Raw genomic sequence first — 13,866 nt, forward strand, 5'->3', positions numbered from 1 at the left:
GCACGCTCAGCGTCTGGTTCCACAGTGACGCGCCCTGAGCATGGCAAGATGACTGTATGACGGCGCGCATCCTGGTGGTCGATGATGATCCTGCAGTCGCGGAGATGACGGGAATCGTCCTTCGCGGAGACGGCTTTGACCCTGTGTTCTGTGATCACGGGGATCAAGCTGTGCAGGCATACCGAGACTCGAACCCTGACGTGATCTTGCTCGACCTCATGCTGCCCGGACGTTCGGGCATCGACATCTGCCGGGAGATCCGTGCCGAGTCTGGCGTACCGATCATCATGCTGACCGCGAAGTCAGACACTGTGGACGTCGTGCTGGGCCTCGAGTCTGGGGCCGACGACTACATTCCTAAGCCATTCAAGCCACGTGAACTGATTGCACGCGTGCGTGCTCGTCTGCGTCGCAACGACAATGCCGTGCCGGCCACGGTCCGCATAGGGGACCTCGAGATCGACGTCACCGGCCACCGCGTGACTCGCGATGGCGCCGTCATTCCTCTCACCCCGCTCGAGTTCGATGTCCTGGTGACCCTGGCGCGTGCGCCAGGGCAGGTCTTCACTCGCGAGGTGCTCTTGGAAGATGTGTGGGGCTACCGTCACGCGGCGGACACCCGCCTCGTGAATGTCCACATTCAGCGCCTGCGCGCCAAGATCGAGCAGGACCCCGAGCACCCCGAGATCATTCAGACGGTGCGTGGAGTGGGGTATAAAGCAGGCGCGCATCAGTCGTGACTGAGGCCACCCGATCTGTTGCGGGCGCCATCGTCGCCCCGCTGCGGTCGGCGGCACGGCGCTGGTCACGCTCCCTTTCCCTACGCATCATCACGTCGACTCTTGTTGTCGGCATCGGTGCGGTCCTCGCGCTGGGCGCCTATGTCACAAGCGAGATTCGTGACGGACTTGTCGATGACCGAGTCGAGCGGGTCCTGTCAGAGAGTGCCCGTGACGCGACGATCGCGCAGCAGCGCGCGGAAACGACGACCGCGGCCAACCCCGCGGAGATGCAGACGTTCGTCTACGAGCTGCTGATCGAGTTGAGCACCCTGGGCGGCGACAACCGTGGTCTCGTGATGATGCGTAGCCCCGACAACACGTCGTCGGTGCCGCTGACGGTCGGTGAGTCCTCGACTGACCTGCGTTTTGCCGTGTCCCCAGAGATGCGTGAGGCCGTCGACAGCGGTGTCGCACAACCGTGGCAGTTTGTGGAACTGCCAGGTACGGACACTCCTGGCATTGTCGTGGGCTCGAGTCTGGACCTCGGTATTGCTGGTCCGTACGAGTTGTATTTCGTGTACTCGATGGCCGACGAACAAGCCACACTCGAACTCATCCAGCGCGTCCTCGCTCTCGGTGGCGTGGTCCTGGTCTTGCTAGTACTGGCCATGACCTGGTTTGTCACGACACAGGCAGTGCGACCGGTGCGTCGCGCGTCCCGCGTGGCCGCCCGCCTGGCGGAGGGACGCCTGAGCGAACGCATGACTGTGCGCGGCCACGACGAGATGGCCACGCTCGCCCAGACGTTCAACGAGATGGCGGAATCGCTCCAGCGCCAGATCACCCGGATGGAACGCATGTCGCGCTTGCAACGCCGGTTTGTATCCGACGTCTCCCATGAACTGCGCACGCCACTGACCACCATCCGCATGGCATCGGACGTCCTGTACGACTCACGTGCAGACTTCCCGCCTGCGGTGGCGCGCTCTTCGGAGTTGCTCAGCGCGCAGCTCGACCGCTTCGAGGCGCTGTTGGCGGACTTGCTCGAGATCTCCCGCATCGACGCGGGCTCGGCCCAGCTTGAATTCGAGTCGATGGACGTGGCCGACCTGGTGCGTGATGAAGTCGAGGCGATGCTTCCGGTGGCTGCGGATATGGGCGTGCCCATCAGGCTGAGGATCGCAGAGGGTGCACACACCGCGTCGATTGATCGCCCGCGTGTGGGCCGCATTGTGCGCAATCTGTTGTCGAACGCCGTCGAACACGCTCAGGACACCCGGGTCGACGTCTCCGTGCGCTCGGACCGGCGTTCCACTGCGGTCGTAGTCCGGGACTTTGGCGTAGGGCTCACCCCGCAACAGGTGGACCGCGTCTTTGATCGATTCTGGCGGGCTGACTCTGCGCGAGCGCGCACGCTCGGCGGAACGGGGCTCGGCCTGTCGATTGCTCTCGAGGATGCGCAGCTGCATGGCGGTGAACTGGAAGTGTGGGGATCGCCGGGCCAGGGAGCGAGTTTCCGGCTCTTGCTGCCGCGCACTCACGAGGGGATCGGCACAAACCAGCCGCTGCCGCTGGTCATGCGCCAAGGAGCCTTCGAGGAGGTGGGTCCCGAAGTGGACTTCATTGCGGCAGGCTTTGACAACGAAGTGATGGCGCCCGAGCACGAAGCAACGACCCGCAACGAGGACGGTGACGAATGAGGCGAACAATGTCAGTCGTCGCAACAGCCGCATTGCTGTCGCTGACAGCATGCGCGTCCATTCCCTCAGAGGGGCCGGTCGCGGAGGGCAACGGTGACGTCGAACCCGTCGAGCCGTTCGAGCCCATCGTCCAGGGCCCCGCTCCGCAGGATGATCCAGCCGCGATCGTGACCGGATTCCTGACGGCCTCGGCGGGAGGCGTCGCAACCGACTTCTCGATCGCACGAGAGTTCCTGACCTCAGAGGCGGCCGCGAGTTGGGACCCGAGCGCCCAGGTCACGGTCTATGACTCCGGTTCCGTTGCTCCCGAGTTCGACGAGGGCGCGGGCACCGTCACGTATGAGGTGCCCCTGGGGTCGACAGTCGATGACTCCGGCCGGCTCGTGGACGCCACCGAGGGAGAAGTCGCCCAGCTTGAGTTCTCGATTGTCGAGGAGAACGGCCAGTGGCGCATCGCCGAGCTCGCCGACGGCGTCGTCATCTCCGAGGCGAACTTCGACAGTTTCTACCGCCCGGTGCCGCTCACATTTGCGACGCCCGACCTGTCGACCGCAGCGTATGAGCTGCGGTGGCTACCCGACAACTTCGCAGCCACGGCCGCCGCGCGCGAACTCATCGAAGGGCCGTCCGGATGGTTGGCCGATGCCGTGGAGACCGGCTTCCCGGCGACAGCAGCGCTCGCGGTGGAGTCCGTCGTCGTGACCGACGGAGTCGCGACCGTCGACCTCACGGCCCAGTCGGCGGGGACGCTGACGGAACGTGCGCTCGCGGATGAGCAACTGACCTTGACCCTGACCACCCTGCCCGATGTCACCGAAGTGGACGTGCGCATTGGCGGACTTCCCATCGCGGACGATGTGGAAGTGACCCTGGAGTCGCCGCCCATCCCCGACCGCTATGCGGCGATCGTGACGGATGGACGTTTGGGGCTGTGGGACGGCACCGATGTCAGGGTCACGCCCGCAGAGATTGGGCTCTTGCCCGAGGGCGCCAACGGAGTCGCGCGCGACTATTCGGGCGCACAGGCCGCCTACGTCGCCAATGACGGCGTGTATCTCACGAACGCGTTGTCGGGCGGCTGGGACGGGCTCATCGATCCCTCCGCAACCGACGGCGCGACGGGAACCATTGAGGCCACCTTGGCCGTGGCGTCGGCCGATGCTGTGGATCCCAGTTTTGATCCGTATGGCCACCTGTGGGTCGCCTCACGGTTAGGCGGTCCGTTGACCATCGCGGTCAGCGGCGGCGAATCCGTGGAGCTTGGAGATCAGTGGTTGGCGGGCCGGGCGATCAATGCGATGGCCCTGTCGCGAAGCGGAACCATGATTGCCGTGCAGTCACGTTCGGGAGGTCAGCCCATCCTCGAGGTGGCGGCCGTTGTGCGGGACGAAAGCGGCGTGCCTATTGCGTTGGGTGAACCCATCGCAGTGGGCGCCGGTGTGGGCTCGGGAATTGAGATCACGTGGCTTGACGACCTGTCATTCGCGGTTCTGGGCGAAGCGGTCGAGGGCACCGCATCGCCGCTATGGACTGTCGGCGTGGGCGGCGAGACGTCCACGCTTGCCGCCGTGCGCGAGGCCACCGGGCTGTCGGCCCGTACCGGTGTGACATCCCTGGTGGCCACTGGCGCTGACGGCACCGTCGAAGAGCGCTCGGGAACCTCGTGGACCGTGGCCCTCGAAGGGGTATCCGACCTGGCCTACGCGGGGTAGTTCGTAGCCTGCTTGCCCTCGTCCCCAGGTGGGCGCGAAGGCCCCGTTACTCGAGCATCGGCCCGTATCAATAGCCCGCGCCTGCTCCCTTGGTATTCGCTGGTGCTATGGACCGTTCTCCGTGGTGGCTGCCTCACCCGTTGGCGCGTGCGGGGCGAGATCTTGCGCGCTGCCTCGTGCCCGTCGAGTGCGCTGGCTGTGGCGCCTTCGACGAGCGAATCTGCGACGAGTGCGCCGCCCCATGGTGGGAGGCGCCGTTGCGGTGCGAAGAGGACGCGCCGCGCTTGATGGTCGACAACGGGGCCCTGCTTCCGGTGTGGGCGATCGTGCCGCTGACAGGCGAGCAACACGAGGCGGTTGCCGCGTGGAAGGACGGCGGGCGGCGCGATCTCGACGCCTTCTTCGCCGATGCTATGGGCCGCCAAGCGCGCACCCTTGGGCTCGACCGTGTCGCGGTGGTTCCGGTGCCGTCGCGGCCAGGATCGGTGCGTCGGCGCGGGGCTGACCTGACAGGCCGGCTCGCGACTGCGGCTGCGCGTGCGGGCGGAATGCCGATGGTGCGTGCGCTCACGGTGGGCCGGGGTGAGTCGCGAGGCGCGTCTGCTAGGCAGCGTTGGCGTTCCACGCAGGGCGCCGTCCAGGTGCGTCGCTCACCGGCCCACGACGTCATATTGGTCGACGACGTGATCACGACGGGAGCGACACTCGCGGCGTGTGTCTTGGCTCTACGCGAACGCCACGTGCGGGTGGTGGGGGCGTTGGTGTTGGCATGTGCCTAAGGTCCTCGCGCGATCACTCATCGCGGGCTAGGGTGGGAGCAGTCGGCACGACAACGTGCCGCACCTTCGAGTCAGGGAGGTGATGCCTGCAGGCGCGGAAGGCGCCGCCGCGAGATCACCCCAGGCTGGGCGGAGACAGACCCCCCAGCCCACATTGCACTGCGAAGGAGCTTCATCATGGACATCGCCGTTGTCGGACGCCACACTAAGGTCTCTGAAGAATTGCGCACGACCATCTTCGAACGTATGGAGAAGGTCGAAGAAATGGCCCCCCGCATGAACCGTGCTGAAGTCCACGTCGTCCATGAGCGCAATCCGCACCTGTCTGGCAACCGTGAACGCGTCGAGATCACGCTCCACGGACCCGGCGGAATTCTGCGTGCAGAGGCCGACGCTGACGATCGCATGATTGCCCTCGAGCGCGCACAGGTGCGCATCCTCGAGCAACTGCGCAAGCGCCGTGAGCGCCACTCCAAGCGTCACAACCACAAGCCCTCGCTTCACGAAGTCGTGTCGTCGGACCTCGCCAGCTTGGAGTCCGCGCCGTCGGCTCCTGAACCCGACCCTCTGGAGTCTGTCCAGGAGTGGGAGGGTGCACCCGAGGGCCACACCCGCGAAGTGGCAATCGACGACACCCCCATCGTGATCCGTTCAAAGACTCACTCCGGGGCGCCCATGTCGGTGTCCGACGCGATCGATCAGATGGAATTGGTCGGCCACGACTTCTACCTCTTCCACGACGAGGAGTCTGACCTCCCGTCCGCCGTCTACCGCCGCCGCGGTTGGACCTACGGCGTCATCCACCTCGAAACCGATTCTGCTGCCGCGCCCGTGCTCGACAGCGCTCAGGTCTAGCAACCCCGGCCGCACGCCGGAGCCATCGCCGGCGTGCGGCCCGCGGGGGCCTTTGCGCCCTCAGCGAGACGCGGATAGCCGGGCTGGCTCTAGCGCCTACGATGGGATGCGGATCTGACTGAAGACTTGAGGAGTCATTACGTGTCTGTCATCGACCGCATCGTCCGGACAGGCGAGGGACGCATCCTTCGCCGCCTTAACAAGGTGGTCACTCTCACCAATGCGCTGGAGAGTGCCTACGAGGAGATGACGGATGAGGAGCTTCGCGGCCTCACCGACGAGTTCAAGGAGCGCGTCGAGCAGGGCGAGTCCCTCGAGTCGCTCATGCCAGAGGCCTTCGCCGCGGTTCGCGAAGCGTCGCGCCGCACGCTCGGCATGCGTCACTTCGACGTCCAGATCATGGGTGGAGCCGCCCTCCACGGCGGCGACATCGCCGAGATGAAGACCGGTGAAGGTAAGACCCTGGTCGCCACCCTCCCCGCCTACCTCAACGCGCTTGAGGACAAGGGCGTCCATATCGTTACGGTCAACGACTACTTGGCCTCGTACCAGTCAGAACTGATGGGACGCGTGTTCCGCTTCCTTGGCCTCGAGACCGGTTGCATCCTGTCCGGCATGGCCGCCGAGGACCGCCGCAAGCAGTACGCAGCGGACATCACCTACGGCACTAACAATGAGTTCGGCTTTGACCACCTGCGCGACAACATGGCCCTGGATCCCGGTCAGCTCGTGCACCGCGGCTACAACTACGCGATCGTCGATGAGGTCGACTCGATCCTCATTGATGAGGCGCGTACCCCGCTGATCATCTCGGGCCCCGCATCCGCTGACCACGGTCGCTGGTACACGGAGTTCTCACGTATTGCTCGTGACCTGGTGGTCGACGAGGACTATGAGGTCGAAGAGAAGAAGCGCACCGTCGGCATGCTCGAGCCCGGAATCGAGAAGGTTGAGGCCGCGCTCGGCATTGAGAACCTCTACGAGCCCGAGAACACGCCGCTGATCGGCTTCCTGAACAACGCGGTGAAGGCGAAGGAACTGTTCCGCCGCGACCGCGACTACGTGGTCCAGGACGGCGACGTCGACATCGTCGATGAGCACACCGGTCGTCTGTTGAAGGGACGCCGCTACTCGGAAGGCCTGCACCAGGCCATCGAGGCGAAAGAGGGCGTGCAGATCAAGGCCGAAAACCAGACCTACGCCTCGATCACGCTCCAGAACTACTTCCGCCAGTACAACAAGCTGGCAGGTATGACCGGTACGGCACAGACGGAAGCCGCCGAGCTCAACAGCACCTACGGCATGGGCGTTGTGCCAATCCCGACGAACAAGCCTATGGTGCGCGCCGACAAGGCTGATCTCCTGTACAAGACGGAGCAGGCCAAGTTTGACGCCGTCATCGCGGACATCCTTGAGCGCAACGAGAACGGCCAGCCAGTGCTGGTCGGCACCGTGTCCGTCGAGAAGTCCGAGCGCCTGTCCAAGGAGCTGCGCAAGCGCGGAATCAAGCACTCGGTGCTGAACGCGAAGCAGCACGCCCAAGAGGCTGAAGTTGTCGCTGAGGCCGGTCGTAAGGGCGCGGTGACGGTCGCGACGAACATGGCGGGCCGCGGTACAGACATCATGCTGGGCGGTAACCCCGAGTTCCGTGCGGTGCAGGAGATGAACGCCCGCGGAATTGACCCGCAGGAGAATCCCGAGGACTACGAGCGCGTGTGGAACGAAGTTCTGCAGCAGGCGCAGGACGATGTCGGCACGGAGCACGACGAGGTCCTCGAAGCCGGCGGTCTGTACGTGCTGGGCACCGAGCGCCACGAGTCGCGCCGCATCGACAATCAGCTGCGTGGACGTTCCGGTCGCCAGGGCGACCCGGGTGAGTCGCGGTTCTACCTGTCCCTTGAGGACGACCTGATGCGCATGTTCCAGTCGGGACTTGCGGCAAACATGATGAACTCGTCGGCGATCCCCGACGACATGCCCATCGAGTCGAAGGTCCTCACGCGCGGTGTCCGCAGCGCTCAGGCACAGCTCGAGGGCCGCAACGCCGAAATCCGCAAGAACATCCTCAAGTACGACGACGTGATGAGCTCGCAGCGCACCGTCGTGTACGGCGAGCGCCGCCGGGTGCTCGACGGCGAGGACTTCGGAACGCAGGTGCCGATCTTCATCGAGGATGTCGTGGGTGCTTACGTGCGCTCGACCACCCAGGTCGGCAACCCCGACGAGTGGGATCTCGAGGCCCTGTGGAAGGACCTTCGCACGATCTACCCGGTCTCCCTGACCGAGGAAGAGATTATCGAGGAAGTGGGCGGGATCGACCGCCTCACGACCGGCTTCCTGGAGCGTGAGCTCATCGCTGACGCCAAGGTGCAGTACGACGCGGTCGAGGAGCGCCTCGGCGAGGAGATTACTCGCAAGGCTGAGCGCCAGGTCGTGCTCCAGGTTCTCGACGCCAAGTGGCGTGAGCACCTCTACGAGATGGACTACCTCAAGGAAGGCATCGGCCTGCGGTCGATGGGCCAGCGCGACCCTCTCACTGAGTACCAGCGCGAGGGGTATCAACTCTTCCAGGCAATGCTCGATGGCGTGAAGGAGCAGTCACTTCAGGTGCTGTACCGCGTCGAGAAGCGCGAGCCGGCGCAGCAAACCGCACCTGTGACGGCGGATTCCGCGGCCAAGACCGCCGCCGCCGCCGCTCCGGCCCAGCAGCAGCACCGCCGCTCCGTGTCGACCGCCACTGGTACTCCCGGCGCGATGATGCAGTCCCAGATGGGAGCTCTCACCTACTCGGGTCCGTCCGAGGATGGTTCTGCCACGGTGAAGAAGCCCGCCGGTGGTGGTGCGACGAAGGCCGCCGACGACGGCACAACGTTCCCCGGCACTGCCAAGAACGCCCCGTGCCCCTGTGGCTCCGGCAAGAAGTACAAGATGTGCCACGGGAAGAACGAGGACTAACGCCTAGAGGACGTCGATGGCGGTGGTGAGCCACCGCTGGTGCACCACTTCAAGGCGCATCGCGACCGCACGGCTTCGTCCGGCGACGTCCACCACGAGCGCGACCTCTGCGGCGCCATTGCTGACCCGTTCCACGCGGGCGCGGCGAACGTGGGCGGTGACCGGCGGCCGGCCGGCTCGACGGGTGAGCGAACGCTGGCGTTCAAGTCTCCGGCGCAGCTGAGGCTCAAGCCAGCGATTGACTGCCGACAGTTCGGATCCGCCCAGGACTGACTCTGTGACGGCCTTGGCGACCGTGCACGCGAGCGCTGCCGGGTTGCCTAGATTGCGCGCAGGTGTGCGGACGTACGGCGTCGCGGTGACGGGGACTGCGCTCATGACTGCCACTCCTTCGGGATGGTGAGTTCGGTGCCTGCGTGGATGAGGTCAGGGTTCTTTCCCACCGCGTCTTTGTTGGCTGCGTGAAGATCCGGCCACGATTGGGCGATCTGGGCAGGCGTGGCGTCTTGTGGAAGCGCCTGCGCCGTGATGTCCCACAGGGTGTCGCCTGTCTCGACTGTGACGGTCTCGTCGGTTGTCGGCGCGGGCGACTCGGTGGGTGCTGTGTCGGGCGCGCCCGATGTCGAGGCGGGGATTGTGTGAGGGGATTCGCGTCGCGAGTCAGCGCCCGCATCCGTCTGCGGACCCGTCTCAACCTGCGTGCTCGCCACGGGCGTCGATAGCCAGCCGGCCGATGCTGGGTCTGCCTCCGTCGTAGCCATCGCTGGGGCGGCTGCTGTTCCCGCGACGGCCGCGCCAAGCGCTGTGGCCACGATGCGTCGCCACAGCGGCGGTGCCCACCGTGACCCCAGTCCGCGTGCGCGGGCCGAGCCGGCTCGCAGTGCCATCGAGACCGCGGACCATGTCAGCGACGATCCGACCGCGACCCCTGTGGCGCACGCGGCAAGCAGGACGACGTCGCTCAGCGTCGGCTGCTCAGTGGAGATGGCGTGCCAGAGGTGCAATGCGGCCCACGCCAGCGCGGTGGTGAGTGCTGGGACTGACAAGACGGCCATTGCGGCACATATTCGGACTGGCCAGGCTTGCGATATTTGAGGATTCATAGCGTTCTTCTTTCTGCTTTGATGCTGTTTGATGACACTAGATCTATACGAATGTTCCCCCGCTGTCCAAAGATGGGCGCGCTTCTGTGGACAGCGCTAGCGTGTGCGCATGCGATGGGAGCAGCTATTTGCCGACCTCGAGTCTCAGGCGCGAGCCAGTGAAACCGAGCAATGGCGGGGTGAGGTGCGCGACCGGGCACGCGCCGCGCGAGCGGAGGTCACGTTCGGGTCGCGCCTGTTGGCGACCGTCGGGTCACCCGTCACCGTCATGTGCAGTGACGGTGAACGGATCAGCGGTGTGCTCCTGGACGCGGCGTCCCAGTGGATGCTGGTTTCAGCAGAGGGCGGGCGGGAGCACGTGATTCCCGTGGCCGCTGTCGACATGTGTCGCGGGCTTGCCGCGCAGGCCGCGCACGCAGGCATTGTTGACCGCAGGCTGACGTTCGCGAGTGCGTTGCGTGGAATCGCGCGGGACCGATCGCGAGTGCAGGTGTCGGTGCGCTCGGGGGTGGTTCAGGGGGTGCTGGCGGGCGTTGGCCAGGACGTGTGCGAGGTGCGCAGCGACGACGGTGAACTCGTGAGTATCCCGCTGTCGTCGATTCAGCGCTGCACGACGGTGGGGTGAGGCTCAGGCTTCCTCGTGGGCCTTGGCCTTGGAAGCATCGTATTGACGCTGGATGTACGACTCGAGTTCGGCCGCTTCGATGCGCCAAATACCGCGGCCGCCGACCTGAATTGCCGGAAGGTCGCCGCTACGCACCAGGGAGTAGGCCTGCTGCGAGGAGATGTTGAGAATCTCCTGAACGTCTTCGAGCTTCAAGAACCGTGGTGACATGTCGTCATTGTCGCACGCAGATGTGACGTCTTGCCCTTATCCACAGGGGGTTGTCGTGCTTTGCGATGCGGTGCATGCTAGCGATGCGCACACGCAATACACAGGGGGCAATGATGGCTGACGACCATGCCGTGGCGGGACGGCTCAAGAGACCAAGTTGGTCGGATCCGCGCTTGTTGGTCGGCTTATTGCTGATCGCCATCGCGGTTGTCGCCGTCGGTCTCACGGTGAAGGCCACGGATGACTCCGTCTCGTATTACGCCGCGCGCGACACGCTCACGCCGGGCACAGTGCTGAGCGAGAGTTCCGTCGACGTGGCCCAAGGCCGTGTACCTGGCGAAGCGTACGTCGCCGTTGAGGGGTCTGAGCCGTGGGGGATGGTGGTCTCGCGCACCGTCGCGGCGGGGGAGCTGGTCCCACACGGCGCTCTTGTGGAGGCGGCCGATGCTGACGTGCGCCCCATTGCTGTCGTCACGGGAGTGCCGTTGGCCGAGGGCATCGAACCAGGATCGATTGTGGACGTCTGGGTGAGCAAGGAGAGCGACGACGAGCGCGCGACTGTCGTGATCGCCGAGGGCCTGACTGTCGCCGCGGTCGACCGCGGAGATGGGGCGTTTGCCACGAGGGAAGACACCGTCCATGTGGCGGTTCCCACCGCGGATGTGGGCGCCTTCCTAGGCGCCGTTTCTGGGGGCGGCACGATCGCCGTCGTTGGCTTGGGGAGTCGCTGACATGGCCGCGACCGCTGTCCTGATGGCCGTGCGGACGCGCGCAGAGACGGCACTTGCCGCCGCGATTGATGCGCACCCGGGGTTGGCGGTGGCCGCACGGTGCGCAGACTTGGCAGAAGCCGCCGCTGCCGCCGAGGCGGGTGTGGGTGCGCTGGTGTTGATCTCCGAGCAGCCACATCTGACGCGCGACGTGGTGGCAGACCTTCGTCACTGGGTGAGCATTGTCGGCATCGCCGAGTCACCAGATGCGGCGGCGCGTCTGCGCCTCCTGGGAGTGACCGACGTCATCACCACTCCCGAGCCATCTGCATGCGCGTCACACCTCGCTGCAGTGGCGTCCGCCGCTCCGCCGATCCCGCCAGCACGGGAGGTGTCGGTAGCAGATGGCGCTCAGCCCACACGCGGCCGGGTCCTGACCGTGTGGGGCCCCACCGGCGCACCAGGCCGCACCACGGTCGCCTTGAACCTGGCCGCGGCACTCGCGCACCGCGGCCACTCCACAGTCGTCATCGATGCCGACACGTATGGAGGTGCCATCTCGCAGGCCTGCGGGCTCCTCGACGAGGCACCCGGACTCGCGGGGCTTGCGAGGGCGGCGCGCTCGGGAGCAGTGAGCGATGCCGACGTGTATGCGCATGCAACCCCGATCGCACCGAACCTCCAGGCGCTCACAGGCATAAGCCGGCCGCAGAGGTGGCATGAACTTCCGGCCGCTGCGCTCGACGTGGTCTGGGAGGCGGCGGGCCGATGCTTCGATTGGGTCGTGATCGATGCTGGGTTTGGAATCGAGCACGATGAAGAGCTGACGTATGACACGCATGCTCCTCAGCGCAATGGTGCAACCTTGAGCGCGTTGGTAGCTGCGGACCGCGTTGTGGCAGTGGGGACAGCGGAGCCGCTTGGCGTGCAGCGCCTCATCCACGGACTGGAGATGCTCGAGTCCCACAACGCGGATCCCATGGTCGTCATGAATCGCGTTCGTGCGGATGTCGCGGGACCCCAGCCGCAACAAGCGCTCGCGGATGCGTTGACACGGTTCGCTGGCGTTGACCGGGCGTGGATGCTTCCGTGGGACGCCAAAGCGGCTGATTCCGCCACGTTGGCCGGGCAACTGGTGAGAGAGCTCTCGCCGCGCTCGCGTCTAGCAAAGGCCTTCGACGCTCTCGCGAGCGCGGTCGAGACAGAAGTGACTACACCGCCGTCGGCGCGCACACCCGCCGCTGATGCCTCTGTGCTGACACACTGAAGTCATGCGCGTGTACATCCCAGCCTCGTTCGACGATCTCGACGGTTGCCTCCGCGGCGACCTGACCGCCGAGCGCGCGTATGCAGTCACGGGGAGGTTGCTCGAAATCTCCTCGCTGGCTGATGAAGAAGAACTCGCGGAGCAGGTGCGCGACGAAGCGGCGTACGCCTCACTGCAGGACAACCTCGCCCCAGTTCGCGTCGTCCTGGTCGCCGACTGCTCGCGGGCAGAGGTCCGTGAACTGTCGGGAGATCACCCCGCTGCCGTGTCTGTCACCGGAAAGATTGCTTCCGAAGACGTCGTGTGCGCGTTTGTTGACGAACTTGCTGCTGCAGAGGATGCGGCGGCGGCACTCGGCGGCAATGAGGTTGCGGCTGAGTCTTTGGCGCAGCGCGACGTCCTGTGGTGGGACGTCAGCGAGTTCGCCGCTATTCCGCGCCCGTAGTCAGCGCGCGCAAGGCCTCGGAGTGCAGGTGCCCATTCGAGGCAATCGCATCGCCACCGAACGGCCCTGGCTCGCCGGCGAGCGAAGTGAATACTCCGCCGGCTTCGGTCACGATGGGCACAAGAGCGGCCATATCGTGCAGCGCAAGTTCAGGCTCGCAGGCTAGGTCCACCGCTCCCTCAGCCACCATCATGTAGCTCCAGAAGTCTCCAAAGGCGCGCGTGCGCCACAGTGATCGCGTCAGGTCCACGAACGCCGGCAACAGGCCGCGTTCTTCCCAGCCGCTGAGGGACGAGTACGACAGCGACGCCTGTTCAAGCTTGTTCACGGAGGACACGTGAAGCCGTGTGGCCTCGCGGGTGTTGAATCCAAGCCATGCTCCGTCGCCTTGCGCCGCGAACCAGCGTCGTTGCAGGGCAGGCGCACTCACGACGCCGACCACGGGCTCCCCATCGACGACGAGAGCGATCAACGTGGCCCACACAGGAACGTTGCGAATATAATTCTTGGTGCCGTCGATCGGATCCACGACCCACTGTCGCCGAGCGTCACCCACGCTGCCGTACTCCTCGCCAAGCACAGCATCGGCCGGACGTTCCTCCGCCAACATGTCACGAACGAGCCGTTCCGCCGCGCGATCAATCGCGGTGACGGGAGTGTCGTCTGGCTTGGTCTCGACCGTGAGGTTCTCCGACCCGAAGTTCCTGAGCGTGAGGGAGTCGACGGCGGCGGCGATGGTGAGCGCGAGCGCGAGGTCGTCGGCGTAAAGACTGGAAGTCATGG

The 13,866-nt window shown here is 65.5% G+C and carries 14 protein-coding genes; 10 read left to right on the forward strand and 4 right to left on the reverse strand.

Annotated features, from left to right (window positions below; translation table 11 throughout):
• The first annotated feature begins 56 nt into the window (after positions 1-56).
• From mtrA to secA, 6 genes are all read left to right on the forward strand, one after another.
• Complete coding sequence (mtrA, locus tag AOP74_RS07815) at positions 57-740, forward strand: MtrAB system response regulator MtrA (protein WP_061961718.1); 684 nt, start codon at positions 57-59, stop codon at positions 738-740.
• Positions 737-2,422, forward strand: coding sequence for an MtrAB system histidine kinase MtrB (gene mtrB / locus AOP74_RS07820; RefSeq protein WP_061961719.1), 1,686 nt, complete (start codon positions 737-739; stop codon positions 2,420-2,422). The genes mtrA and mtrB overlap by 4 nt, the downstream gene beginning before the upstream one ends.
• 8 nt (positions 2,423-2,430) lie before the next feature.
• Complete coding sequence (locus AOP74_RS07825) at positions 2,431-4,134, forward strand: LpqB family beta-propeller domain-containing protein (protein ID WP_061961720.1); 1,704 nt, start codon at positions 2,431-2,433, stop codon at positions 4,132-4,134.
• 107 nt (positions 4,135-4,241) lie between these two features.
• A complete protein-coding gene (locus tag AOP74_RS07830; RefSeq protein ID WP_061961721.1) occupies positions 4,242-4,913 on the forward strand; it encodes a ComF family protein in 672 nt (223 codons plus the stop codon).
• A 177-nt stretch (positions 4,914-5,090) separates the two neighbouring features.
• Entirely contained in the window at positions 5,091-5,768 is a 678-nt protein-coding gene (gene hpf / locus AOP74_RS07835; protein ID WP_061961722.1) for a ribosome hibernation-promoting factor, HPF/YfiA family, read from the forward strand.
• A gap of 141 nt (positions 5,769-5,909) precedes the next feature.
• A complete protein-coding gene (gene secA / locus AOP74_RS07840; RefSeq protein ID WP_061961723.1) occupies positions 5,910-8,723 on the forward strand; it encodes a preprotein translocase subunit SecA in 2,814 nt (937 codons plus the stop codon).
• Positions 8,724-8,726: 3 nt separating this feature from the next.
• Here secA and AOP74_RS07845 read toward each other — a convergent pair whose 3' ends face one another.
• Entirely contained in the window at positions 8,727-9,101 is a 375-nt protein-coding gene (locus AOP74_RS07845) for an Rv3235 family protein (RefSeq protein WP_061961724.1), read from the reverse strand.
• Entirely contained in the window at positions 9,098-9,769 is a 672-nt protein-coding gene (locus AOP74_RS07850) for a LysM peptidoglycan-binding domain-containing protein (protein ID WP_236683755.1), read from the reverse strand. The genes AOP74_RS07845 and AOP74_RS07850 overlap by 4 nt, the downstream gene beginning before the upstream one ends.
• Positions 9,770-9,935: 166 nt before the next feature.
• Here AOP74_RS07850 and AOP74_RS07855 point away from each other — a divergent pair, with 166 nt between their 5' ends.
• Positions 9,936-10,451 (forward strand): hypothetical protein, encoded by a 516-nt coding sequence (locus tag AOP74_RS07855; RefSeq protein ID WP_152649218.1) that lies wholly within the window; start codon positions 9,936-9,938, stop codon positions 10,449-10,451.
• A gap of 3 nt (positions 10,452-10,454) precedes the next feature.
• On the opposite strand, the gene AOP74_RS07860 is transcribed toward AOP74_RS07855, so the two are convergent.
• Positions 10,455-10,661 carry a helix-turn-helix domain-containing protein gene (locus tag AOP74_RS07860; RefSeq protein WP_061961727.1) on the reverse strand — a complete coding sequence of 69 codons (207 nt, stop codon included), beginning with the start codon at positions 10,659-10,661 and terminating at the stop codon, positions 10,455-10,457.
• A gap of 110 nt (positions 10,662-10,771) precedes the next feature.
• On the opposite strand from AOP74_RS07860, the gene AOP74_RS07865 reads away from it, so the two are divergent.
• The 3 genes from AOP74_RS07865 to AOP74_RS07875 are packed head-to-tail and all read left to right on the forward strand — an operon-like array spanning position 10,772 to position 13,083.
• A complete protein-coding gene (locus AOP74_RS07865) occupies positions 10,772-11,392 on the forward strand; it encodes an SAF domain-containing protein (protein WP_061961728.1) in 621 nt (206 codons plus the stop codon).
• Between the two features lies 1 nt (position 11,393).
• Entirely contained in the window at positions 11,394-12,638 is a 1,245-nt protein-coding gene (locus AOP74_RS07870) for a CpaE/TadZ family protein (RefSeq protein ID WP_061961729.1), read from the forward strand.
• Between the two features lie 4 nt (positions 12,639-12,642).
• Complete coding sequence (locus tag AOP74_RS07875) at positions 12,643-13,083, forward strand: DUF6912 family protein (RefSeq protein ID WP_061961730.1); 441 nt, start codon at positions 12,643-12,645, stop codon at positions 13,081-13,083.
• On the opposite strand, the gene hisN is transcribed toward AOP74_RS07875, so the two are convergent.
• Positions 13,067-13,864 carry a histidinol-phosphatase gene (hisN, locus tag AOP74_RS07880; RefSeq protein WP_061961731.1) on the reverse strand — a complete coding sequence of 266 codons (798 nt, stop codon included), beginning with the start codon at positions 13,862-13,864 and terminating at the stop codon, positions 13,067-13,069. The genes AOP74_RS07875 and hisN overlap by 17 nt on opposite strands.
• Positions 13,865-13,866: the final 2 nt, after the last annotated feature.

The sequence above is a fragment of the Demequina flava genome (assembly GCF_000975035.1).
In the GTDB taxonomy this organism is placed as follows: domain Bacteria; phylum Actinomycetota; class Actinomycetes; order Actinomycetales; family Demequinaceae; genus Demequina; species Demequina flava.